Annotated in this window: 19 protein-coding genes and 1 tRNA gene; 9 read left to right on the forward strand and 11 right to left on the reverse strand. The window is 31.0% G+C overall.

Annotated elements, in window-relative coordinates; translation table 11 throughout:
- Positions 1 to 16: 16 nt before the first annotated feature.
- Entirely contained in the window at positions 17 to 1,108 is a 1,092-nt protein-coding gene (locus BLT88_RS03015; RefSeq protein WP_091952906.1) for an acyl-CoA desaturase, read from the reverse strand.
- 118 nt (positions 1,109 to 1,226) lie between these two features.
- On the opposite strand from BLT88_RS03015, the gene rsmG reads away from it, so the two are divergent.
- Complete coding sequence (gene rsmG / locus BLT88_RS03020; protein WP_091952907.1) at positions 1,227 to 1,856, forward strand: 16S rRNA (guanine(527)-N(7))-methyltransferase RsmG; 630 nt, start codon at positions 1,227 to 1,229, stop codon at positions 1,854 to 1,856.
- 129 nt (positions 1,857 to 1,985) lie between these two features.
- On the opposite strand, the gene BLT88_RS03025 is transcribed toward rsmG, so the two are convergent.
- Together BLT88_RS03025 and lysS are read right to left on the reverse strand one after the other, a co-directional pair.
- Positions 1,986 to 2,903: a glutaminase gene (locus tag BLT88_RS03025; protein WP_091952909.1), complete on the reverse strand. Its 918-nt coding sequence runs from the start codon at positions 2,901 to 2,903 to the stop codon at positions 1,986 to 1,988.
- A 157-nt stretch (positions 2,904 to 3,060) separates the two neighbouring features.
- The gene (lysS, locus tag BLT88_RS03030) at positions 3,061 to 4,758 is read right to left on the reverse strand and encodes a lysine--tRNA ligase (protein WP_036788340.1); all 1,698 of its coding nucleotides are present in this window, start codon (positions 4,756 to 4,758) and stop codon (positions 3,061 to 3,063) included.
- Between the two features lie 426 nt (positions 4,759 to 5,184).
- Here lysS and BLT88_RS03035 point away from each other — a divergent pair, with 426 nt between their 5' ends.
- Positions 5,185 to 5,808, forward strand: a complete 624-nt coding sequence (locus tag BLT88_RS03035) for a peptidylprolyl isomerase (RefSeq protein WP_036787532.1) — start codon at positions 5,185 to 5,187, stop codon at positions 5,806 to 5,808.
- Positions 5,809 to 5,900: 92 nt separating this feature from the next.
- On the opposite strand, the gene BLT88_RS03040 is transcribed toward BLT88_RS03035, so the two are convergent.
- Both BLT88_RS03040 and BLT88_RS03045 read right to left on the reverse strand, forming a co-directional pair.
- Positions 5,901 to 7,079 carry an OmpA family protein gene (locus tag BLT88_RS03040; protein ID WP_091952910.1) on the reverse strand — a complete coding sequence of 393 codons (1,179 nt, stop codon included), beginning with the start codon at positions 7,077 to 7,079 and terminating at the stop codon, positions 5,901 to 5,903.
- Between the two features lie 183 nt (positions 7,080 to 7,262).
- On the reverse strand, positions 7,263 to 8,651 hold the full coding sequence (locus BLT88_RS03045) for a dipeptidase (RefSeq protein ID WP_036787528.1): 1,389 nt from the start codon (positions 8,649 to 8,651) through the stop codon (positions 7,263 to 7,265).
- 108 nt (positions 8,652 to 8,759) lie between these two features.
- Here BLT88_RS03045 and BLT88_RS03050 point away from each other — a divergent pair.
- Positions 8,760 to 8,841, forward strand: a tRNA-Leu gene (locus BLT88_RS03050).
- A gap of 876 nt (positions 8,842 to 9,717) precedes the next feature.
- The gene (locus BLT88_RS03055; protein WP_091952912.1) at positions 9,718 to 10,698 is read left to right on the forward strand and encodes an NADPH:quinone oxidoreductase family protein; all 981 of its coding nucleotides are present in this window, start codon (positions 9,718 to 9,720) and stop codon (positions 10,696 to 10,698) included.
- On the opposite strand, the gene BLT88_RS03060 is transcribed toward BLT88_RS03055, so the two are convergent.
- Both BLT88_RS03060 and BLT88_RS03065 read right to left on the reverse strand, forming a co-directional pair.
- Positions 10,695 to 11,144 (reverse strand): thioesterase family protein, encoded by a 450-nt coding sequence (locus BLT88_RS03060; protein ID WP_036787524.1) that lies wholly within the window; start codon positions 11,142 to 11,144, stop codon positions 10,695 to 10,697. The genes BLT88_RS03055 and BLT88_RS03060 overlap by 4 nt on opposite strands.
- 66 nt (positions 11,145 to 11,210) lie before the next feature.
- Positions 11,211 to 13,343, reverse strand: coding sequence for a carboxy terminal-processing peptidase (locus BLT88_RS03065; protein WP_091952913.1), 2,133 nt, complete (start codon positions 13,341 to 13,343; stop codon positions 11,211 to 11,213).
- A gap of 283 nt (positions 13,344 to 13,626) precedes the next feature.
- Between BLT88_RS03065 and surE the strand changes: the two genes are divergently transcribed.
- Genes surE through BLT88_RS03090 form a run of 5 tightly spaced genes read left to right on the forward strand, consistent with a single transcriptional unit; the run spans position 13,627 to position 18,336 of the window.
- Positions 13,627 to 14,397 carry a 5'/3'-nucleotidase SurE gene (surE, locus tag BLT88_RS03070; protein ID WP_036787520.1) on the forward strand — a complete coding sequence of 257 codons (771 nt, stop codon included), beginning with the start codon at positions 13,627 to 13,629 and terminating at the stop codon, positions 14,395 to 14,397.
- Positions 14,385 to 14,672, forward strand: a complete 288-nt coding sequence (locus tag BLT88_RS03075; RefSeq protein ID WP_091952915.1) for a hypothetical protein — start codon at positions 14,385 to 14,387, stop codon at positions 14,670 to 14,672. Before surE ends, BLT88_RS03075 begins: the two co-directional genes overlap by 13 nt.
- On the forward strand, positions 14,673 to 15,785 hold the full coding sequence (gene lpxB / locus BLT88_RS03080) for a lipid-A-disaccharide synthase (protein ID WP_091952916.1): 1,113 nt from the start codon (positions 14,673 to 14,675) through the stop codon (positions 15,783 to 15,785).
- A 25-nt stretch (positions 15,786 to 15,810) separates the two neighbouring features.
- Positions 15,811 to 16,272, forward strand: coding sequence for a C40 family peptidase (locus BLT88_RS03085; protein WP_368086551.1), 462 nt, complete (start codon positions 15,811 to 15,813; stop codon positions 16,270 to 16,272).
- A gap of 36 nt (positions 16,273 to 16,308) precedes the next feature.
- Positions 16,309 to 18,336, forward strand: a complete 2,028-nt coding sequence (locus BLT88_RS03090; RefSeq protein WP_091952919.1) for a ComEC/Rec2 family competence protein — start codon at positions 16,309 to 16,311, stop codon at positions 18,334 to 18,336.
- Here BLT88_RS03090 and BLT88_RS03095 read toward each other — a convergent pair.
- The 4 genes from BLT88_RS03095 to BLT88_RS03110 form a co-directional block, all read right to left on the reverse strand.
- Positions 18,333 to 18,881, reverse strand: coding sequence for a thioredoxin family protein (locus tag BLT88_RS03095; protein ID WP_091952921.1), 549 nt, complete (start codon positions 18,879 to 18,881; stop codon positions 18,333 to 18,335). The two genes, BLT88_RS03090 and BLT88_RS03095, sit on opposite strands and share 4 nt — an antisense overlap.
- A 37-nt stretch (positions 18,882 to 18,918) precedes the next feature.
- Positions 18,919 to 20,466: a peptide MFS transporter gene (locus BLT88_RS03100; protein ID WP_091952922.1), complete on the reverse strand. Its 1,548-nt coding sequence runs from the start codon at positions 20,464 to 20,466 to the stop codon at positions 18,919 to 18,921.
- Between the two features lie 67 nt (positions 20,467 to 20,533).
- Complete coding sequence (locus tag BLT88_RS03105) at positions 20,534 to 21,943, reverse strand: peptide MFS transporter (protein WP_091952924.1); 1,410 nt, start codon at positions 21,941 to 21,943, stop codon at positions 20,534 to 20,536.
- A 31-nt stretch (positions 21,944 to 21,974) separates the two neighbouring features.
- Complete coding sequence (locus BLT88_RS03110) at positions 21,975 to 24,167, reverse strand: S9 family peptidase (protein ID WP_091952925.1); 2,193 nt, start codon at positions 24,165 to 24,167, stop codon at positions 21,975 to 21,977.
- Positions 24,168 to 24,176: the final 9 nt, after the last annotated feature.

A 24,176-nucleotide genomic window follows, 5' to 3' on the forward strand; every position in this document is an offset into this window, starting at 1 on the left:
TTAATTGTTGTTTTACTTATACTAATTCAGGGTTTTTACCTAAAACGCCTAAATGTCTAAAGTGCTCTATAATTGCTTTACGCATGGTATCGTATTCATTATACGGCAAATTAAACTCTTTGGCAGTTTCTTTTACAATTTTAGCTAATTTTTCATAATGCACATGAGAAATATGTGGAAAAATATGATGTTCAACCTGATGATTTAAACCTCCTGTATAAAAGTTTACTAACCAGTTGCTAGGTGCAAAGTTAGAGGTAGTGTATAATTGATGGACTGCCCAAGTGTGTTCTAAATTTCCTTCTTTATCTGGAATTGGCATTTCTGTATTTGGAACAATATGCGCCAATTGAAAAACCAAGCTTAAAATCATACCAGCAGTATAATGCATAACAAAAAAACCTATTAATACTTTCCACCATGAAACGTCTAAAGCTAATAATGGTAAAACAATCCAAAGTGCATAATATGCAATTTTAGAGATTACCAATTTCGTCCATTCGGTTGAAGGGTTTGGAAACTCACCATAAGATAGTTTTCGTTTCAAATACCGGTGCATTTGCTTAATATCTGTAGTAATTGCCCAATTAATGGTTAGCAAACCATATAAAAATATAGAATAATATTTCTGAAGTTTATGAATTCTTAACCATTTAGAATGCTTTGAGAAACGAATAATTCTACCAGCATCTATATCTTCATCATGGTCTTTTACGTTGGTAAATGTATGGTGTAAAACATTATGTTGTACTTTCCAATTATAAACGTTACCAGCAAGAATATAGATACTGCTACCCATTAGTTTATTAACCCATTTTCTTTTAGAAAATGATTCGTGATTGGCATCATGCATAACATTCATACCAACACCGGCCATACCAATACCTGTAACTACCATTAACAAAATCATTATCCACTGAGGCATAGATACCGTTAATACTAAAATAAAAGGAATTAAAAACAGCGAAAACATGATAATTGCTTTAGAATATAATTTCCAGTTTCCTGTTCTCTTAATGTTATTTTCTTTGAAATATGTATTCACTCTTTTATTTAGAGTTCTAAAGAACTTAGCTTTATCTACTCTTGAAAAGTTTATTGCTTTCATATGTATTATGTATAATAAACAAAAATAATGTTTTTGAAATATCTTTCTGTAATAAACGTAGGATTTTGTTGCTAATTGTTTGTGAACAATAACTATTTTTGTCGCTGACACTTAATTTATGGAAATTATACAAAAATATTTTAAAGATTTAACACCGACTCAAATTGAACAGTTTTCGAAACTTCAAGAGTTATATAAAGATTGGAACTTAAAAATAAATGTAGTTTCTCGTAAAGATATAGATGAGTTATACTTACGTCATGTACTACATTCATTGGGGATAGCAAAAATAATTTCTTTTAAACCAGGCTCTAAAGTAATGGATGTAGGAACAGGAGGAGGTTTTCCTGGTATTCCTTTGGCAATTTTATTTCCTGAAACCCAGTTTCACCTAGTTGATTCCATTGGGAAAAAGATCAAAGTAGTAAATGAGGTTGTTGCTGGCTTAGGATTAGTAAATGTAAAAACTACTCATGGCAGAGCAGAAGATGTAAAAGATACGTATGATTTTATTGTGAGTAGAGCAGTTGCCCAAATGGAAACTTTTGTTCGTTGGACAAAAGGTAGAATTGCTAAAAAGCAAAATCACGACTTAAAAAATGGAATTCTATATTTAAAAGGTGGAGATTTATCTGAAGAATTAAAAATATATACTTCAGCAACTATTTATGACCTACCTAATTATTTCGACGAAACTTTTTTTGAAACAAAAAAAGTCGTTCATTTAGGTATGAAGTTTAAGGGGTAATTGTTTAAGATTATTGAAATATTACAACTTTTAATAAGTACTTGGTAAAGTTGTATTTTTAAAAGGGTGGCAACCAACTAAATGAAAATTAATCATATTATGGTCAGAAATCATGAATGTTGTAACGAATTAAAAAATAGAAGAAGCCGTTTTTGTGGTAAAGGTTTCTAAAAACAGCATGCCTTTATAAGAATTTCCTTTTTTATTCAATTTTGGACTCCAAACTGCAATACAATATTTATCGGGGTGTACCGCTACAATACCGCCACCAACACCGCTTTTTCCGGGTAAACCGACTCTAAAAGCAAACTCGCCAGATTCATCATAAAAACCACAAGTAAGTAAAATTGCATTTACTCTTTTAGCTTGACTCATTGTAAGAATTTTATTTCCTTTATGACTCGTGAAGTTATCATCCGCTAAAAAAAGAGATATTTTAGAAAGTTCTTTACAGCTCATTTCTAAAGAACAGATATGAAAGTAAAAATCTAATACTTCATCTACATCATTTTTTATGTTTCCAAAAGATTTTATAAAATTACAAAGGGCACTATTTCTATAGCCAGATTTTTTTTCTGATTGCGCTACTTTTTCATTATAATTTAGAGAAGAATTATTACTAAGCTCTTTACAGAAGTTTAAAAAATCTTCTTTTGGATTTTTAAGATGGCTCAATAAAACATCGCAAATTACAATTGCACCAGAATTTATAAAAGGATTTCGTGGTTTTCCATGATCTGTTTCTAGTTGTAATAATGAATTAAAAGGATTTCCAGAAGGTTCAATACCAACTCTTTCCCATAATTTTGTATCCTCAAATTTGTAAGCTAGCGTCAGTGCAAAAACTTTAGAAACACTTTGAATAGAAAATTTCTTGTCAAAATCACCAATTCCAAAAGATTCCTTGTCAATTGTTGTTATATGTATTCCAAAATTATGATTAGAAACATTTGCTAATTCGGGGATGTAATTGGCTATTTCGCCAGTATCATCAATGGTTTTTACTTCAAAATAAATGTCTTCGATTATTTTTTTATAATTTTCCATTGATAATTTATGGTATTGGTTATCACAAACATATTAGAAAATTTTTTAAGAAACAACATAAAGCAGCGTTCAAAAAAAAGGGAACTACATTGCTGTAATTCCGATTTTTACTATTCATTATTATGAAATTCTGAAACAAGATCAGAATTAGAAGTTTTTATAAAATCTCTACAAACAAACCTTCATCGGTTTTAGATACTTTTGCAACATTTTTCTTTGTTAAACCTTTAATCGTTTTATCCCATTTTTTATTAGACAAACCAGATTGAGTTTTTAAAGAATTTAAAGCTATTTTTTCTGCTTTTGTGATGATATCAAGTAAGTCCTTTTCCTCAACAGTGAGTTCTACATCTAAAGCGATTCGCTTCTCTGGTCGCATTTGCGGGAAGAACAGCACTTCTTGTATCGATTGATTGTTAGTTAAGAACATAATTAGTCTGTCCATTCCAATTCCCATTCCAGAGGTTGGAGGCATACCATATTCTAAAGCACGTAAGAAATCTTCGTCAATAAATTCTGTAGCTTCATCATCTCCTTTTTGCGCTAACTTTAATTGGTGCTCAAAACGCTCACGTTGATCAATTGGGTCATTTAATTCAGAATATGCATTGGCAATTTCTTTACCACAAACCATCAATTCGAAACGCTCTGTTAATTCCGGATTGTCTCTGTGTTCTTTACAAAGTGGAGACATTTCCTTCGGATAATCTGTAATAAAAGTTGGCTGAATGTAGTTTCCTTCGCATTTCTCTCCAAAAATTTCATCAATCAATTTTCCTTTTCCCATCGTTTCATCAACAGGAATATTCATTGATTTTGCAGCTTCTCTAATTTCATCTTCTGTTTTTCCAATAATATCGAAGCCCGTAAAATGTTTTATAGAGTCTGCCATCGTAACTCTTGCATAAGGCGCTTTAAAGTCAATTTTATGTTCCCCAAAAGTAGCTTCTGATGTTCCATTTACAGCAATTGCACAGTGTTCTAACAATTGCTCAGCAAAATCCATCATCCAATTGTAATCCTTGTAAGACACATAGATTTCCATGGCTGTAAACTCAGGATTATGAGTTCTATCCATTCCTTCATTTCTAAAGTTTTTGGAGAATTCATAAACCCCGTCAAAACCACCAACAATTAATCTTTTTAGATATAATTCATTGGCAATTCTCATATATAAAGGAATATCTAAAGAATTGTGATGCGTTATAAATGGCCTTGCAGCAGCACCTCCAGGAATTGGTTGCAAAACCGGTGTTTCAACTTCAAAATAACCAGCGTCGTTGAAGAACGAACGCATAGCATTAAATAGTTTCGTTCTTTTTATAAAAACTTCTTTTACATGTGGGTTTACAACTAAATCTGCATAACGTTGTCTGTAACGCATTTCTGGATCTGTAAAAGCGTCGTATGTAACACCATCTTTAACTTTTGGCATCGGTAAAGGCTTTAATGCCTTAGAAAGCATTTTAAAACTTTTTACCATGATTGTTTTCTCGCCAACTTGTGTAGTGAAGAGTGTACCTGTAATTCCAACAAAATCCCCTAAATCTAATAGTTTTTTGAAAACGTTGTTATACAAAGATTTGTCTTCTCCTTCACAAATTTCATCTCTATTAAAATAAAGTTGAATCCTACCTTCACCATCTTGCAATTGGCCAAAAGAGGCTTTTCCTTGAATATTTATAACCATTAATCGGCCTGCAATAACTACCTGTTTACCTTCAATATAGTTTTCTTTTATTTCTTTCGAATTAGAATTTATTGGAAATAAATCTGCAGGATAAGGGTTTATTCCCAAATCTCTTAATTTTGCTAGCTTTTCTCTACGTACAACTTCTTGTTCTGATAATTGCATTTGATGTATAAATTTTCTGGTGTTTATTAAAGGTTGCGAAGATACAATCAAATGCATTAATAGGCAATTTAGATAATTGTAAAAAAGAATATATTTATTTGTGAATAGTTAAAAACAGTGTATATTTGTAGACTGTTTTTTGTTAAAACAGTATTAGTTGTGTTGTTTGGCACTTTATAAAAAGTGCCGTGGTTTTGTTAACCAATGGAAAGCTTCCCTGAAATGGGACGCTTTTTTTATTTTAGCCAGTTTTTTCCTCATTTTAGCTTAAAATAATTATGGTTTTTTTCTTCCAACATTAATTTACTTTTTATTTCATTCAATCTCATATAATTTTATTGCGGTAATTATTAGATTCTACAAATGTGGCTTCGAAATGTTCATAAATATTTTATTTACATTTGTTTAAATCAATTGAAATTAAAGATGAAAAAAATATTTTTAGTAGGCAGTATTATTTTACTAAGTTCTTGCGCCACAGTGAAGTTTAAGGAGAAATGGTTAAAAGAAAATTCTCCAAATACTTTTAAAGCGAGATTTGAAACCACGAAAGGTAATTTTGATATCGTTGCACGAAGAGCTTGGTCGCCAAAAGGGGTAGACAGATTATATCAAATGATAAAAAATGACTATTACCAAGATGTCGCTATTTACAGAGTTGTACCAAAATTTGTTGCTCAATTTGGCATTCACAATGATAGCATCATACACGGAAGTTGGAGTAAAGGAATTGATGATGAACCTGTATTGGCTAAAAATGATTTTATGACCATTTCTTTTGCCAGAGGAGGCGTAAAGACAAGATCGAATCAAATATTTATCAACTTAAAAGAAAATCATAGATTAGATAAACTCACTTATTCAGGTGTAACAGGTTTTCCAGTAGTAGCAAAAGTAATTGCTGGTCAAGAAAATGTGTTGAAGTTCTATAACGGTTATGGAGATGAATTAGGTTACAAACAAGACTCTATTACCAAATTTGGAAATAAATTTTTAAAAGATAAATTTCCTAAGGTAGATTATATTAAAAAGGCGTACATCATAAAATAATTTATGTAGCGTATTACTTTGAACTAAAAAAAACCAACAAATTAATTTGTTGGTTTTTTTTAATGATTTTAAAAATAAGCTATTATTAATCGTTAGTTGATTTTAAAAATAACTTTTCTTGCAAATTGTCTCGCTTTTGTTGTAACACTTTTATCTTCTCCACCACCTGCGTAAGATAGTCTATTAGCACTAATTCCTGCAGAAACTAAAATATCGAACACACTCTTTGCTCTGTTTTTAGACAAAATTTGATTTTGTTTTTCTTTTCCAGTTTCATCTGCATAACCAATTAATAGCGCTGAAACATTTGGATTATCTTTCATAAACTGTGTTAAGTAATTTACAGAATTTAAAGAACCTTTTTGAACAGTTTTTTTATTTACATCAAAGTAAACATTGATATAGCCATCATTTAATAATTTTCTTATCAAATCTACATTAGAACTCGTTACAACATTTGCATATCTATTAGATGCAACTTCTCCTTTTAAGGCATATCTGTTGTCTAATTCTTTCACTAATTCTACTTTGTTAATCGTTGCTTTTTTAGTTTTTAAAGTAGCTATTTCCGTTTCAGCTTTATCTAAACGTTTTACAATATCGTCTATTTTGTCAGTAACTATAACTTCATCATTTTTTAAAAAATCTGCATTCTCTTTTTGTTTCCCTATAGAAATATTTACTCCTAAGGATGTATTTATAATTGCAGGGTTAATTATTCTTGGCTCTTGTATGATAGCTCCGTCAAAAGTATAATGTTGGAATTGATGAAATATAATGGATGTGTCGAAAAATAATGAAATACGATTTGATAATTTAAATTGAGGCGTCAAACCCAAAATAAAATTAGTCATAATATCAGTTTCCTGATTTATAGGTTTTATTGTGCTAGAGGTAGACATACCCACACCAGCGTGAAATAAAAGATTAAATCTTTTTGTCCAACTACTAAAATTTAAAAGATTACCCGCATTTACAATACCTTCTATATTTATTCTGTAATAATTAGCTCTAAAAGGTAAACTGTTTTCACCTTCTGCAAACTCATTATAACCTAGACCAAGCCGAAACCCAAATTTTTCATTAAGCATATATCTAAGCCCTAAACTAGCTTGACCAAAACCAAAATTACCAGAATCATAATTTGGAGAAATATTTTTTGTAATTTGGTGAACTCCTGCTCCAAAATCTACTGACCACTTATTAAACTCTTGCGCATTTACTTGCATTATAAAGCAAAAGAATAATGCTCCTAAAAATATTTTCCCCATAATTATTTGTTTTTTTCATCGACAAATTTATAACTTATTTTTAAAATAAATATAATTAATTATTTTAGCTGCGTAATTATTAAGATAAAATGCTCCTTGGGATAGTTAAATTAAAAGATGTTTCTTTTATATCTTTGATATATTTAGAAATTTATTAAAAATATTTTTTTATCTAAATGCTGTTTATTTTGATAACGCTGTAAAATATTTATAAAAATATGGAATTGTTTCAATCCCTTTTAAATAATTCCAAACTCCAAAATGTTCGTTAGGTGAGTGAATTGCATCTGAATCTAACCCAAAACCCATTAAAATTGTTTTGCTCTTTAATTCTTGTTCAAATAAAGCCACAATAGGAATACTACCGCCACTTCTTTGCGGAATTGGTTTTTTACCAAAACTAGTTTCATAAGCTTTACTTGCTGCTTGGTAAGCAATATTGTCTGTTGGTGTAACATAACCTTGGCCTCCATGATGAGGTTTTACAACTACTTTTACAGCTTTAGGCGCGATACTTTCAAAATGATTTTTGAATAATTGGGTAATTTTTTTCCAATCTTGATTTGGTACTAAACGCATAGAGATTTTTGCAAAAGCCTTTGAAGCAATTACTGTTTTTGCGCCTTCACCTGTGTAGCCTCCCCAAATTCCGTTTACATCTAAAGTTGGTCTAATAGCATTTCGTTCATTGGTAGAATATCCTTTTTCTCCATAAACGGTATCAATGTCTAAAGCTTTTTGATAGTTGTCTAAAGAAAAAGGAGCTTTTGCCATTTCAGCTCTTTCTTCGGTTGACAGATCTTCTACATCATCATAAAAACCAGGTATGGTAATCCGATTATTTTCATCAAGTAAAGAAGCAATCATTTTGGTTAATATATTAATTGGATTGGCAACTGCACCTCCATACAAACCAGAATGTAAATCTCTGTTAGGTCCTGTAACTTCTACTTCAACATAACTTAAACCACGCAAACCTGTGGTAATTGATGGAATATCGTTTGCAATCATGCCAGTATCAGAAATTAAAATAACATCATTGGCTAATTTTTCTTTGTTTCTTGGCACAAACCAAGCTAAACCTTCTGAGCCAACTTCCTCTTCGCCTTCGATCATGAATTTCACATTACACGGTAGATTTCCTGTGGACGTCATATATTCCAATGCTTTTACGTGCATATACATTTGTCCTTTATCATCACAAGCACCACGGGCAAAAATTGCTCCTTCTGGATGAATTGCTGTTTTTTTAATAACAGGTTCAAAAGGAGGAGAGGTCCATAAATCAATAGGATCTGCAGGTTGCACATCATAATGACCATAAACCAATACTGTTGGTAGTTTTGGATCAATAATTTTTTCACCATAAATAATTGGATATCCAGGAGTTTCGCAGATTTCTACATGCTCACAGCCTGCTTTTTTTAGACTTTCTAGTACAAAATCTGCAGTTAGTAAAACATCTTTTTTGTAAGCAGAGTCAGCACTTACAGAAGGTATTTTAAGTAACTCTATTAATTCATTTAAGAATCGTTTTTTATTATCTTTTATGTACGATTGAATGGTGTTCATTTGGTATGTTTTTTTTCTATACCAAAAATAGAAAAATAATAACGAACTACTTTGAAGTTTGCAACTATTGTTTATATTTGCACCCCGATTTAGCTGAATTGGAAAGTTGCAGGCGTGGTGGAATTGGTAGACACGCTAGACTTAGGATCTAGTGCCGCGAGGTGTGAGAGTTCGAGTCTCTCCGCCTGTACAGATACAAACCTCATCATATTGATTTTCAATAAGTTGAGGTTTTTTAATTCAAAAAAAACCCTTCCTTTTACTTAAATTAGATCAGACTTAATACTAAATTAAATAAGTAGTTGATTTTAGTTGATTAAATTATAATCTATTTTTTTTTTTGAAGCTAGCAGTATATAAAATCAATTTTATTTTTAAAATTACAAGAGTTAGAATTTATTCTTTTTTAATCCTGAGACAGACCCTCGCGATAATTTTTATTTACTGAAAGTATCTTATTTTCAATAAAAAAAACCTGGCCAATACTAGCTTCACAACAAACGAATACAAGATGTATTAGGTTTAAAATTTATTTTAAAATGAAATCATAGGTTCTTTTTTAAAAACATTCTTCTCATATTTTGTATATTAGGTTCATAATTAATAAAACAAATTAGTAAAAGATGAAAAAATTTATTTTAAAATGGTACCCAATTATTTTAGCATTCCTTTGTTTATTGTACTCTGTAGGGTACGGTATATTAGGCATGACTGCTGAGGCTCAATATTCAGCTCACTGGCCAGGTACAATACTATTATTTGCAATAGCAATTAGACAAAGACGAACAACATGAATATAGGATTTTTTATAGTAGGTGGTTTAATATTCTCTATATATATGGGTTTAACCATATGGAATATTATTTACTCAAGTCGGAAACAAAAAGAAGAAAATTATCCAGACAATAAGAACAAATAAGGTTGTTATTATAGATAACAAGTGATGGTGATTTTATTTATTAACTATTGTTTTCTTGCAGGTTTTTAGTGCATAGATAGACTTTCGTAAAAAAGAATTTAGAAATAAGTATTTATTTTAAAGACTTATATTTGAGAAAACTTTTTTATGAAAGCCATCGTTTGCAATAAATTCGGAACTCCAGATACTTTAAGGTATCGGGAAATTGAAATTCCAAACCCAAATGAGGGTCAGGTTTTAATCGCTGTAAAAGCATGCAGTGTAAATTTTCCTGACACGCTAATTATTCAAGGAAAATATCAATTTAAGCCATCATTTCCTTTTTCACCCGGAAGTGATGTTGCGGGGTTTGTAGAAAAGGTTGGTAAAAATGTAAAACATTTAAAAGTTGGAGATGAGGTAGTTGGCTTTATTCCCTTTGGCGGTTTTGCAGAGAAAGCAATTGTAAATGCTAAAGATTGTTTTCCTAAGCCTAGAGGAATGTCCATGGTAAATGCTTCGGCTTTTTTATTAGCTTACGGCACCTCTTACCATGCGTTGAAAGGTAGAGCAAATTTACAAAAAGGAGAGACTGTTTTAATTTTAGGAGCTTCAGGTGGCGTTGGTTTAACAGCTTTAGAATTGGCAAAATTAATGGGAGCAAAAGTTATTGCCGCGGCATCTTCTGGAGAAAAATTAGATTTATGTAAACAATTCGGAGCAGATGAAGTCATTAATTACACAGAGGAAAATTTAAAAGACAGGGTAAAAGAATTGACAAATGGAAAAGGAGTTGATATAATTTATGATCCTGTTGGAGGGCATTTTTCTGAATTGGCCTTAAGAGCTATTGCATGGAAAGGAAGACATTTGGTCATTGGTTTTGCAAATGGTGAAATCCCTAAAATTCCTATTAATTTAACTTTATTAAAAGGGGCGAGTATTGTGGGTGTTTTTTGGGGAGCTTTTGCTCAAAAACAACCCAAAGAAAGTCTAGAGAATATTAAACAATTATTAGCATGGTTTGCAAAAGGAGATTTAAAACCACATATAGATAAAACCTATTCTTTAGAAAATGCACCAAAAGCATTGGAAGATATGATGCAAAGAAAGACAAAAGGTAAAATTGTAATTGATATGGAAATTTAACTTTTTGATTTTAAAAGAATTTCTTCAAAATTTAAAGTTTTTTCTGTGTTTAAAAAGAGATGGGCTGCTTCTTTTGGAGGAGTAGTTAGTTTTCTTTTTGTTAGATCAATCCAAGCGCCATACACTTTTATGACCGCAGATAATTTTCCAGCTTCATTAAAAACTTCATGCACAATTTTCCACCGTTCATTATTCATTGAAAGCGCGGCAAGTTTCATGTTTACCGTTATATTTTCTCCCAAATGAATTTCTTTTCTAAAAGAGGTTTCTTCCGTAAACAAAATAGGACCAATATTGTGTTTGGTAAATTCTTCAATAGAAAAGTTTTGAGCCGCAAAATAACGGATTCTTACTTCTGCAGCATACTCATTATATGCCGTGTGACGCATGTGTCTGTTAGGGTCAAAGTCAGACCATTTTGTGGCGAAGGTTATTTGAAAACTCATAAGTAAAAATTAAAAATCCTGATGTGTAGCATACATATCAGGACTTTATTGAAATAATTTATATTTTTAATGTTGAACGATTTCTACTTTATTTTTTAGCTTTAATTCGCTTAAAACATTTAAAGCTTCAGAGATGTAAATGTCTTTTGATAAGTTTTTATGCCATGCCATTCTTTTATCAGCTAAATCTTTATTGTCTTTAAATAATGATTGCTCATATTTTGGAGAAAAATAGGTAAGATTCGATTTGTAATCGAAAACAGATTTAAATTTGTTAGCTTCTTTTTCTTTTTCTTCACTTTCCTTATAAAACTTTTTATAGTTTAAAGAATAAGAATTTTCTTTTTGATTTTTTTTGAGCCATTTTGCGTACTTATTTACTAACTTAAAATTGGTGTTAGAAGCAATTCTTTGTTTGCTACTATAAACAACATCTGCAAAATTAGCGTACGAATTTGTTTGAGAATACTTTGCTTGTGGCACTTTATCCCAAGCCAAAGCACCTTCTAAATCACGCTCACCTACTTTCATATAGCTATACCTGCTTGGCATTGCAATATCTGAATAAACGCCTTCTTTTTGGGTTGACCCGCCATTTACTCTATAGAATTTTTGGATAGTCATTTTTAAATATCCTAAATCTTCTTCGTAATTTGGATAGAATTGATTGATAGGTAAAATGTTTTGTACAGTTCCTTTTCCATACGTTTGATTTCCTCCTAAAATAACAGCTCTTTTATAATCTTGCATTGCAGCAGCAAAAATTTCTGAAGCGGAAGCAGAAAATTCATTCACTAAAATAACCAAAGAGCCTTCCCATTGAATTTGCGGATCTATATCATTTTTTATAATTGGATTTTCTCCTCTGTATTTTACTTGTACAATAGGGCCTTTATCAATAAATAATCCTGAAATTTCTATGGCAGTTTTTAAAGATCCACCACCATTATTTCTCAAATCAACGATTAAACCAGTAACGTTTTCCGCTTTCAACCGCTCAATTTCTTTTTCCATGTCTTTCGCTGAATCTCTAGAAGCTTGGTCTTGAAAATCAATATAAAAGCTTGGCAAATCTATGACTGCATATTTCTTACCGTTTTTCTCTACAATGCTAGATTTTACAAAGGTTTCATCTAATTGAACAACATCTCTTATAATTGATATTACCTTTATAGAACCATCTAGTTTTTTCTTGACCGTTAATCGCACTTCAGTTCCTTTTTTCCCTTTAATAAACTTTATGGCATCATCTAAACGCATGCCAACAATGTCTAGAGGTTCATTGACTCCCTGTGCAACTTTTAAAATAATATCACCGGCTTCTAAATCTCCTTGTTTCCAAGCAGGACCTCCAGAAACCAATTCAAAAATATGTGTATAAATTCCTTTTTTCTGCAAACGAGCTCCAATGCCTTCTAACTTCCCAGACATACTTTGATCAAAACGCTCCTTAGTTCTTGGAGCCATATAAGTGGTATGTGGATCAAACGCACCAACCACAGAGTTTAAGAAAGTAGAAAACCAATCTTCGTGCTCTAATTCTTCAATTTTAATGTACAATTCATCCATGTTTTTTAGAACTTCTGTTCTTGCTTCTTTTTCTAAAGTAGCAAGCGATTTCACTTTGAATTTTTTGTCTTTTTTTACTTTTTCTTTCTGAAGTTCTGCTTCTTCTTGAACTCTACCTAGTGTTTGTAATTTCAATTGTTTTCTCCAGTAATCAACTAATTCATTATCGTTTTTTGCAAATGGAATTTCTTCATAATTTAAATCAATCGTTTCATTATTATTAAAGTTAAAAGGTTCTTCAAGTAAAGCTCCGTAATAAGATTTAGCATTCTTAATTTTAGTTAAGAATCGATTATACACCAATTTGTAAAAAGTTAAATCGTCTTGCAGTAATTGATTGTCAATTTCATATTTATATTGAGAGAATTCTTTAAGATCTTCTTGTGTAAAATAACGTTTACTAGGGTCTAAACCATCTACAAAAGAGTTGAAAACTTGTTCAGAAAAATCATCATTCATGTCTTTCACCACAAAATGACCTCGCGTTAAAATGTTTTTTAATACATAAATTAGCACCTTATCTTTTTCAGGATCAGCAACGTTATTTTTATTAGATGCATTTATTGCAAAACTGTTTACTAATAAAGCCAGTGCTAAAAATGCAATACTAAACTTAATTTTAATTTTCATAAATCTTTTTTCCTTTATTTTCTCTTTTATTTTTTTTCTAGAACTAAAATAGTGCCAAATGTTTAATTTTTATTTCTTTTTTTTTTTTAAAAATCTTTTGACGATTTTAAAAGCGACACTATTTTTTATGGTTTTAAGTTCTTCTAATGCTCTCAAAAAAAAACACCTGTCGATAAATATTATACCATTACAATGTTACATAATTTTAGACCGTTCTATTCTTTACAAAATGTTAAAAAGAAAATCGTTTAAATAAATTACATTTGTATTTAAAACAACAAGGATGCAAGAAAAACCTTTAATTTTAATAACGAATGATGATGGAATTACGGCTCCTGGAATTAGAGCGCTCATCAAAATAATGAATAAAATTGGGGAAGTTGTTGTGGTTGCTCCTGACAGTCCACAAAGCGGAATGGGGCACGCAATTACGGTTGATAATGTATTAACTTGTAATCCTATTACGATTGATGACGGTCCACAGCTAGAATATACATGTTCGGGAACTCCTGCAGATTGTGTAAAAATGGCAATTAGTGAGATTCTGAATAAAAAACCAGATTTATGTGTTTCAGGCATAAACCATGGCGCAAATTCTTCTATAAATGTTATTTATTCAGGAACAATGAGTGCTGCTGTTGAAGCGGGAATAGAGGGGATTCCTGCCATTGGTTTTTCATTATTAGATTTTAAATGGCATGCAGATTTTAAACCTGCAGAAGAATTTGTTAAAAATATAACTTTAAATACCTTATTGAACGGTCTACCAGAAGGAATTGTTTTAAACGTAAACATTCCTAGTTTGCCAGCAGAGGAGATAAAAGGCACCAAAATTTGCAGGCAAGCAAATGGCGTTTGGAAAGAGAACTTTGACAAACGTAAGAGTCCATTTGGAAAAGAATATTATTGGCTTTCCGGCGAGTTTATTAATAAAGATAAAGGTCAAGATACAGACGTATATGCCCTAGAAAATGGATATGTTTCAATAGTTCCTGTTCAATTTGATATGACTGCGCATCATATGATTCAAAAATTAAACTCTTGGGAACTTTAAAAAAAGACATTCTTATTGGTTTTTTAATTTCTCTGTTTGCAACTGCAGCAGGAATTTTTTTCTACATAGAATATTTTTCCAAGTACAGTTTTAATGATACTTTAAAAATGATTGGTGAAGGAGATTTATATGGAAAAGTATTGTCGTTAGCCGCCATTCCTAATTTGTTTGTATTCTTTATTTTTATTAAAAAGAAACAAGATAATAGAGCAAAAGGAGTTTTATTGGCGACAATTTTAATTGCCTTAACAACATTAATTTTAAAGTTTTTCTAAATGAAATATTACATTATTGCAGGGGAAGCTTCAGGAGATTTACATGGTGCTAATTTAATGAAGGCATTGTTTAAAGAAGATACAAATGCCGACATTCGGTTTTGGGGTGGCGATTTAATGCAAAAAGTTGGCGGAACTTTAGTTAGTCATTTTAAAGAAAGAGCTTTTATGGGCTTTTTCGAAGTATTAAAAAACCTCACAAAAGTACTGGGTTTTATTAAACTTTGTAAAGGAGATATTGCTCAATACCAGCCAGATGTAATTATTTTCATCGACAATTCTGGCTTTAATTTAAGGGTGGCTAAATGGGCAAAAAGGCATGGTTTTAAAACCAATTATTATATTTCACCTCAAGTATGGGCAAGCAGAGCAGGCAGAATTAAAGACATTAAAAGAGATGTTGATAAAATGTTTGTGATTCTTCCTTTTGAGCAAGCGTTTTATAAAAAACACGAGTATGAGGTGGCTTTTGTTGGGCATCCTTTAATTGATGCAATTGCTGATAGAAAGCAAGTTGATGCACATCAATTTAGAACAGCACATAATCTAGGAGATAAGCGAATTATTGCTTTATTGCCAGGGAGTAGAAAGCAAGAAATTACAAAAATGTTGTCCGTAATGTTATCTTTAGTTACTGATTTTTCTGAATATGAATTTGTAATTGCGGGTGCTCCAAGTCAAGATTTTTCTTTTTATCAGCAAATAATTGGTGATAGGAAAGTGAGTTTTATCAACAATAAAACATACGATTTATTAAGTATTGCTAACGCGGCAATAGTAGCTTCTGGCACTGCAACTCTAGAAACTGCTTTGTTTAAAGTGCCTCAAGTAGTTTGTTACAAGGGAGGAAATATTTCATATCAAATTGCAAAAAGAATTATCACATTAAAGTTTATTTCTTTGGTTAATTTAATCATGGATAGAGAATTAGTGACGGAGTTAATCCAAAATGATTTTACAAAGGAAAATCTAAAAAGGGAGCTTTCTAAAATTTTAGACAAAGAGCATCGTGAAAAATTATTCTTATCATATTTTGAATTAGAGGAAAAACTAGGAGGAAAGGGCGCTTCAGAAAAAACAGCAAAATTGATTATTAAAAATTTAAAAGCATAATTTATCAATGAAAAAAGCGCTGTTTTTGTCAATTATTTTTGCTGTTATTTTAAGCTCTTGTTCATCATCTAAAATAGCAGGAACAAACAATAAAAAGAATGCTTCAAAAGCAGATAAAATTGTTAGAAATGCGCTGAAATTTAAAGGTGTAAAATATAAATTTGGAGGCACCACCAAGAGAGGAATGGATTGTTCTGGGGTAATTTATGTGGCTTTTGGAGATGAGAATTTTCAGTTGCCAAGAATTTCGAGAGATATGGCAAAAAGAGGCCGTAAAATTTCTTTAAGTAAAACCCAAAAAGGCGATTTGTTGTTTTTTAAAACTAGTAACAGCAGAAGAAGTATTAACCATGTTGGTTTAATAATTTCTAAGAAAAAAGACCAAATTCGCTTTATTCATGCTACTAGTTCTAGAGGTGTCATTATTTCTTCATTATTAGAAAAATACTGGAAAAAAGCTTTTGTAAAAGCAATAAAAGTGCTTTAGTTTTTTCTAATAATAATTTTGTAACTTTATTTCGCTATGAAAAGGTTACTTAATTATTTACCCTTCCACTTTGTGGTACTCCTATCTTTAGGAATTTATTCGCAATTTTACGATCAATTTTGGAAAGTTGGATTTCTAAAAATAGTTATTTTAATTGCTATTCTTTTGATGTTTTTGGTGATTTTAAATCACAAGAAAATAAGTACTACTTTATCTTTTCTTTTGTTCTATTTGATAGGAGTCTCTGCGGTTTATTTTAATAATGATGTAAATTATAAAGACTACTATCAAAATTATGCAGAAAAGAATTCTACTATAGTTTTAAGAGTTGATAAAGTATTAAAATCTGGTCTTTTTAATGATAAATATGAAGTAGAAGTCGTACAGATTGATAGCATAAAAACTAGAGGTAAGGTACTGTTAAATATACAAGAAGATAGTTTAAGAGAACTGCTAGAAGTTGATGATTTGCTTTATGTGAAGTCAGTCTTTCAAAAAGTAAGTCCACCATTAAATCCACATCAATTTAACTACAAAGACTATTTAGCAAAACAAGGAATTCATCAACAGTTATTTTTAGAAAACAAGGAGTTTAAAAGAATCGGTTCACACGGTTTTTCTATACAAGGTCTTTCAGCAAAATTCAGAAACCATGTTCGAGAGTCACTGAATAATTATCAATTTAAATCAGATGAATTAGCGGTAATAAATGCGCTGTTGTTAGGGGAAAGAAAAGAAATTTCTAAACAATTAATTATCGATTATTCAAGAGCGGGAACCATTCATATTTTGGCAGTTTCTGGTTTGCATGTGGGTATTATTTTACTCATTTTAACGTGGTTTTTTAAGCCTTTAGAAAGACTAAAAAGAGGAAAACAATTCAAGACACTTTTAGTGGTTTTATTTCTCTGGATGTTCGCCTTTGTTGCGGGGCTTTCGGCATCCGTTGTGAGAGCAGTTACTATGTTTACTTTTTTAGCAATCGGGTTGTCTTTTCAACGGAAGAATGTAGTTGAATTTTCGTTAATTTCATCCATGTTTTTCTTGTTGGTTTTAAAACCTATGTTTTTGTTTGATGTAGGTTTTCAATTAAGTTATTTGGCTGTTTTCGGTATTATTTGGGTACAACCAAAACTGTATAAAATTTACCAACCAAAATTTAAGATAGTTGATAAAATTTGGCAATTACTAACAGTTTCTTTTGCCGCTCAAGCCGGAATTTTACCATTGAGTTTGTACTATTTTCATCAATTTCCAAGTTTGTTTTGGTTGTCTAATTTAATCATAATTCCTTTTTTAGGAGGTATTTTAATTGGTGGAATTGTAATTATTTCTCTTGCATTATTTGGTTTTTTACCACAGCCTTTAGCAGCTATTTACGGATTTGTAATTACTCAAATGAACAATTTTGTAAGTTGGGTTTCTCATCAAGAACAATTTTTATTGAAAGATATTTCATTTTCATTTTTGGTGATGATAGCTTCCTATCTTTTTATCATTTTTCTTATCCGTTTTCTGATTGATAAATCACCTAAAAAAATGATCTACTTTTTGATTTCAATACTTATAGTCCAAACTGTTTTTGTATTTGAAAGGCATCAAAAGAAAGTAAAATCTGAATTTATAATTTTTCAAAAAAGCAGAAGTTCTGTGTTAGGAATTAGGGCAGGTGAGAAGCTTTTAGTAGATCATAATTTAGATAGTTTAGAAATTGAAAAGTCTAATTTAATGGCTTCCTATAGAATTGGAGAAAATGTACAGCAGTGCTTTAAAGCTTATAATTCTTCTATTTTTCAGTTTGAGAAACAACATATTTTATTGGTAGATAGTTTGGGCGTTTATCAACTTAATAATTTGAAGAACCTTAGTGTAGTATTGCAGTATTCACCTAAAATAAATATGGAAAGGTTGATAAAAACGATGCAACCGAAACTAATTATTGCTGATGGTAGCAATTATAAAAGTGATGTAAATAGATGGGAGATTATTTGTAATAAACAAAAAACTCCATTTTACTATACAGGTAAAAATGGAGCTTATGTTTTACGAATAAACAGAGATTAATCTGTTTTAAATACTGGTTTAAAAGTCTTGTAGTAAGCGTCAAATTTTTCTTGACTTTTTAATTCTTTATGCTCATCGTTTAAAAACATTTTAAGATAGAACTCTAATTGTTGTGGTCCATAAAAACCTTTTAAAGGAATTATAAAGTCACCTTCTTCATTTAAAAAAGCAATTGTAGGATACGCACTTATTCCAATATAATTTGCAAATCCGTGTGAGCTATTTCTTTTGTTTGCTTTTGTTTTATCATAATTAGGATTGCTATAAGCGTTTCCTTTATAATGTATGCTATCATTTCCTTCACCATTAAATTTAACGGCGTAATAATTTTTATTTACAAAAGCGACAACATCTTCGTTCTGGAAAGTTTTTTTGTCCAATAGCTTACAAGGGCCGCACCAATTGGTGTAAACATCCATCATTATTTTTTTAGGTTGCTTTCTCTGAAGCTCTAAAGCTTTGTTTAAAGAAATCCAATTGATTTCTTGTGCCTTTAGATGAATAGTAAAAGCGATGATTGATAGCGTAAAAATAATTTTTTTCATATTTTATTGATTGCAATTGATATGCCAAATATATAAATTATCGAATTCCATGCATTAGTTTTTTGATTAGTGGATTTAATACTAAAAAGATTAAACCGACTACTCCAGGAATAACAGTGAATATTAAAAAGAAATGAGACATCGAATATTTAGCAACTATTGTATCGATAGAACTTCCTACTAAACCAGCGATTAGGTTTCCTAAAAAGTTAACTAAATACCAAATACCAAACATCATCCCTATCTTTTTCGCTGGAACTAATTTTGATACATAAGATAACCCAACTGGCGACACACACAATTCTCCCATTGTGTGCAATAAATATGCCAAAACTAACCATATTAAACTTACAGAAGCTGTTTTAGCTCCTTGTTCAATACCACTAGATCCATAAGCTAAAGCTCCAAAACCAACTCCTAAAAGAATCATTCCAATTCCGAACTTGACAGCTGCAGAAGGATTGAATTTACTTTCCCACCATTTAGAAAATAATGGCGCTAAAAAGATGATAAATAACGAGTTTAAAATTAAAAACCAAGAAGCTTCAATTTCTGTGTTTTCTTGAGGAATAATTACATTAAGTTTCCAAATTACAATACCCCAAATACTTAAAAAACTAATTCCTAATACAATGTTTGATAAAGATATTTTTTTAAATGTTTGTCCAAATAACTTTAATAAAACCCAAGAAATAATAAGCAATGGAACTGTGGAAACTAATACATCTACAATTTTAAATATTAGCGCTGAGTTTCCGGTTAATGCCCTTTGAGTATAATCTCTTGCAAAAATATTCATAGAACCACTTGCTTGTTCAAAAGCAGCCCAAAAGAAAACTGTAAAGAAAGCCAAAATAGCAACCACAATATATCTATCTCTTTGAATATTTTCGGGAACTTGTTCTTCAGTGATTTCAGCATCAGTAGTTGCATTAGAAATATCGACTTTTTTGGAAGGAGTTACTCCAATACTTTCAAAGATTTCTCTACCAAACCAAAATTGTAAAGTTCCTAAAAACATAAAAATACCAGCCAAACCAAAGCCCCAAGAATAACTTAGGTTGCTTGCTAAAAATCCACATAAGAGAACACCTAGGAATCCACCAGCATTTACACCCATATAGAAAATAGTAAAAGCGCCGTCCTTACGTTCAGGATATTTATCATACAAACCACTAACGATAGAAGTAACATTCGGTTTAAACAATCCATTTCCTATAATTAGTAGACTTATACCAATATATAAAGTAATTTCTGTTTCTAAAGACATAGCAAGATGCCCAAATGTCATTGCCAAAGCACCTAGAGCCACAGCTTTTTGATACCCTAAGAATTTATCAGCAATTATACCCCCTATTAACGGTGTTAAATAAACAGAGCTAGTATAAATAGTTAGAAGACCAATGGCTCTTTCTCTGGTCCATTCCCAGCCACCATCAGAGAATGAAGCTGTTAAGAATAATACAAAAATGGCACGCATTCCGTAATAAGAAAAACGTTCCCACATTTCTGTGAAAAACAAAACAAAAAGTGCAGGTTTATGATTTAATAAACTAAATTCTTTTGAAGTAACTGTTGTGCTCATAATAATTTTTTGAAAAAGTAAAAACCCTCATAAATTTTAATTTTTGAGGGTTTTATTGTTTTTTATTTTAGTTGTCTGCCAACTCGAAACCTTCTGTTTCGTCATGAATTATATGCTCATTGTCTTCAGCACCGTGCGTCAATTTCTCCAATCTCTTACGGAATAACATTACCACAAAACCAAAAATAACACACAAAATAGCAATTCCTGTGAAAATCACAAATTCACCTAAATTCTCAGAAGCTTCACCTAACCATCCTGCTAGCTTATTACCAAAGCCTGTCATTGCAAAATAAACACCCATCATCAAAGAGGCGTATTTTATAGGAGCTAGTTTTGTAATGTAAGATAAAGCAACTGGAGAAATACAGAGCTCACCAACTGTGTGGAACAAATACGCTAAAACTAACCAATACATCGCGGAAGCTCCATTGGTTTCATATTGTGCCGCAGCAGCCGTCATAAAAAAGAATCCTGTTCCCATGATAATTAGACCTAGTATCATTTTAAATAAGGATGTAGAAATTTTCCCCTTTAACTTTCTATTTGCCCAATATCCTGCTACTGTAGTTCCTAAAAATATAATAAACATCGCGTTTAAGGACTGAAACCAAGATGCTGGTACTTCATTCCCTATAAAAGGTAGAGAAAAAGATAAAACTCTATCCGTTTTATCTGATGCATAAAGGTTCATCAAACCTCCAGCTTGTTCAAATGCTCCCCAAAATATAATAACCAATAGAAAAGAAAGTAATAAAACAACTACTCTATCTTTTTCTATTTTAGTTAAAGGTTTGTTCATTAGGTCTTTATCAGCTCTATTCTCTGAGGCTCCAAGAAAGTTACCAACGCTTTTTAAGTATTTTTGTCCAAAAAGATATTGAATTAAACCTGCTGCCATTCCTATTCCGGCTAGTCCAAACCCATAATGCCACCCATAAACTTCTCCTACGGTACCAACGATTAAACTGGATAGAAATGCACCTACATTAATTCCGATATAAAAAATTGTAAAACCTTTGTCTCTTCTAATATCTCCTTGCTTGTATAACCCACCAACCATCGTAGAAATATTTGGCTTTAACAAGCCTACACCAGCAATAATTAGGCCTAATCCTGAATAAAACGCCCACATTTCTTCAATAGCCAAAACACTATGTCCAGCAACTAAAAGTATTCCACCATAGAGTACAGATTTCTTTTGTCCAAGAAATTTATCTGCGATCCAGCCACCAGGAATAGAAGCAACATATACTAACATAGTGTACGTTCCATATAAAGATAAGGCTTCACCATTGGTCCAGCCTAGCCCTGAGTTTTCACCTTGAGTTTTTGCTACCAAGTATAACACTAATATTGCTCGCATTCCATAATAAGAAAAGCGTTCCCACATTTCTGTAAAAAATAAAACATATAAGCCTGATGGATGCCCAAATAGCTCTTTTTGATGTGGTAATTTCATAGTAGTATCTGACATAAGTTTATCCTTTTAGTTCTATTAATTTAGTTTACTTTTTATTTAATTTTTTTTGTATAAAATTTGTCATTTTAGTATACAAATTTAAGCGTGTATTTTTTCCTTTATATATTCCATGTGTTCTGTCTGGAACCATGAACATTTCAAATTGTTTGTTGGCTTCAATAAGAGAATTTATCATTCTGTAGGAATTCTGTACATGTACATTGTCGTCTCCAGTTCCATGCACTAATAAGTAATTTCCTTTTAATTTTTCGGCATAATTAACGGGCGAATTTTCATCATATCCTGCCGGGTTTTCTTGAGGAGTTCTTAAAAATCGTTCTGTATAAACGGTATCATAAAAGCGCCAAGAAGTTACAGGTGCAACAGCAATCGCGGTTGTAAAAATATCATTTCCTTTTAAAAGTGCATTGGTGCTCATATGGCCGCCAAAACTCCAGCCCCAAATACCAATATTATTTTGATCAATGTAAGAATGTTCTGCTAATTTTTTGGCTGCAGCAATTTGATCTTCTGTTTCATATTTTACTAAATTTAAATACGTAGATTTCTTAAATTCAGCGCCTTTAAAACCAGTTCCACGTCCGTCTACACAAACTATAATCATGCCTGTTTGTGCTAACATATTGTGCCAGTAATCATTGCTTGCATTCCATTTGTTTGCCACTTGTTGTGATCCTGGACCCGAGTATTGAAACATCAACATTGGATATTTTTTATTTTCATCAAAATTTGCAGGTTTCAACATCCACATATTCAAATCGTTTCCATTAATGTTAATCGTTGAAAACTCTTTAGGACTCATTTTATAGGCTGATAAATCTTCTTTTAATTGAGTATTGTCCTTTATTACTTTTAACATTTCTCCTTCACCAGAAAATAAAGCATAGATTGGTGGAATTTCTGCAGATGAAAACGTATTGATAAAGTAGTTTAAGTTTTTGCTAAAAGCAGCAGTATTTTGACCATCTTTATTGCTCAATAACTTTTTCTTTTTGCCATCTATGCCAATAGCATAGACACCTCTATTTGTAGATCCATTTTCTACAGATTGATAGTAGATAGTATTTTTATTTTCGTTAAAGCCATAATACTGTGTTACCTCCCAGTTTCCTTTTGTAACTTGATTGATAAGTTTTCCTTTAAAATTATAATGATAAATATGATTAAATCCGTCTTTTTCACTTGTCCAAATAAAGCTATTGTCATTTAAAAAAGTAAGATTATTTGTGACATCGATATATGCTTTGTCAGTTTCATTGAACAACAAAGTGGCGTTAGCTTTTGAAGCGTTTACTTTGTGTAATTTTAAATTATTTTGATGACGATTTAAAGTAGTTGCAACTAAAATATTAGCATCATTAGACCATTTAATTCTTGGAATATATTCATAATCACCCAATGCTACTTGCTTGGTGTTATTTGAAGAAACTGTATACATGTGCAACGTTACATTTGCATTTTTCTCCCCAGCTTTTGGGTATTTAAAAACTTGCTGCTTAGGATAGTTTCCGGTGCCAACCAAATCCATAGAAAAGGTAGGAACATTTGTTTCATCAAAGCGTAAATAAGCTAAATTTTTGCTGTCATTACTCCATTCAAAAGCTCTTACAAAACCAAATTCTTCTTCATAAACCCAATCAGTAATTCCGTTGATAATACTATTTATTTCACCATCTTTTGTCACTTTACTGATGGTATTTCTTTTAATATTTTTTATAAAAATATTATTCTTCTTCGCAAAGGCAACTTTTTGATTGTCAGGAGAAAAAATAGGTTCTTGAATATTTTTCCCTATTAATGTGAGTTTTTTTGATCCAATATCATAAGCATAAAATGTTCCTTTAAAAGAACGTCTAAAGATTTTTTGAAAGTCAGTACCTAAAATAATTTTAGTTTCATCATTGTTAAAACTGTAAGAAGAAAAACTCTCTAAGTCTTTTAAATCATTACTACTTACAATCGTTTCAACTTTTTCTAAAGTTTTATAGCTGTATTTATCTACAGTTGTTTCGTTTGTTTCCTTATCCGTATTTAATAAAGAATAAAAATTGCCATTCATAGAGTTTAACGCATTCATTCTTACCGGTGAAAACGTGTCATTCCAAATTTCTTCGAGTGTAATTTCTTTAGATCCTAATGTTAAATTTGAAGATTTTTCTGGAGTTTTATTACAACCTATTAAAAGTGTGATGACTGTTAAAAAGAGTATTTTTTTCATTTAAAACGT

Origin of the sequence: Polaribacter sp. Hel1_33_78 (assembly GCF_900106075.1) — a bacterium.
GTDB lineage: Bacteria > Bacteroidota > Bacteroidia > Flavobacteriales > Flavobacteriaceae > Polaribacter.

Bases quoted from the DNA above. Each gene is read 5' to 3' on its own strand.
- BLT88_RS03015 (WP_091952906.1), bottom strand. From the start codon at position 1,108: ATGAAAGCAATAAACTTTTCAAGAGTAGATAAAGCTAAGTTCTTTAGA.
- rsmG (WP_091952907.1), top strand. From the start codon at position 1,227: ATGGAAATTATACAAAAATATTTTAAAGATTTAACACCGACTCAAATT.
- BLT88_RS03025 (WP_091952909.1), bottom strand. From the start codon at position 2,903: ATGGAAAATTATAAAAAAATAATCGAAGACATTTATTTTGAAGTAAAA.
- lysS (WP_036788340.1), bottom strand. From the start codon at position 4,758: ATGCAATTATCAGAACAAGAAGTTGTACGTAGAGAAAAGCTAGCAAAA.
- BLT88_RS03035 (WP_036787532.1), top strand. From the start codon at position 5,185: ATGAAAAAAATATTTTTAGTAGGCAGTATTATTTTACTAAGTTCTTGC.
- BLT88_RS03040 (WP_091952910.1), bottom strand. From the start codon at position 7,079: ATGGGGAAAATATTTTTAGGAGCATTATTCTTTTGCTTTATAATGCAA.
- BLT88_RS03045 (WP_036787528.1), bottom strand. From the start codon at position 8,651: ATGAACACCATTCAATCGTACATAAAAGATAATAAAAAACGATTCTTA.
- BLT88_RS03055 (WP_091952912.1), top strand. From the start codon at position 9,718: ATGAAAGCCATCGTTTGCAATAAATTCGGAACTCCAGATACTTTAAGG.
- BLT88_RS03060 (WP_036787524.1), bottom strand. From the start codon at position 11,144: ATGAGTTTTCAAATAACCTTCGCCACAAAATGGTCTGACTTTGACCCT.
- BLT88_RS03065 (WP_091952913.1), bottom strand. From the start codon at position 13,343: ATGAAAATTAAAATTAAGTTTAGTATTGCATTTTTAGCACTGGCTTTA.
- surE (WP_036787520.1), top strand. From the start codon at position 13,627: ATGCAAGAAAAACCTTTAATTTTAATAACGAATGATGATGGAATTACG.
- lpxB (WP_091952916.1), top strand. From the start codon at position 14,673: ATGAAATATTACATTATTGCAGGGGAAGCTTCAGGAGATTTACATGGT.
- BLT88_RS03090 (WP_091952919.1), top strand. From the start codon at position 16,309: ATGAAAAGGTTACTTAATTATTTACCCTTCCACTTTGTGGTACTCCTA.
- BLT88_RS03095 (WP_091952921.1), bottom strand. From the start codon at position 18,881: ATGAAAAAAATTATTTTTACGCTATCAATCATCGCTTTTACTATTCAT.
- BLT88_RS03100 (WP_091952922.1), bottom strand. From the start codon at position 20,466: ATGAGCACAACAGTTACTTCAAAAGAATTTAGTTTATTAAATCATAAA.
- BLT88_RS03105 (WP_091952924.1), bottom strand. From the start codon at position 21,943: ATGTCAGATACTACTATGAAATTACCACATCAAAAAGAGCTATTTGGG.
- BLT88_RS03110 (WP_091952925.1), bottom strand. From the start codon at position 24,167: ATGAAAAAAATACTCTTTTTAACAGTCATCACACTTTTAATAGGTTGT.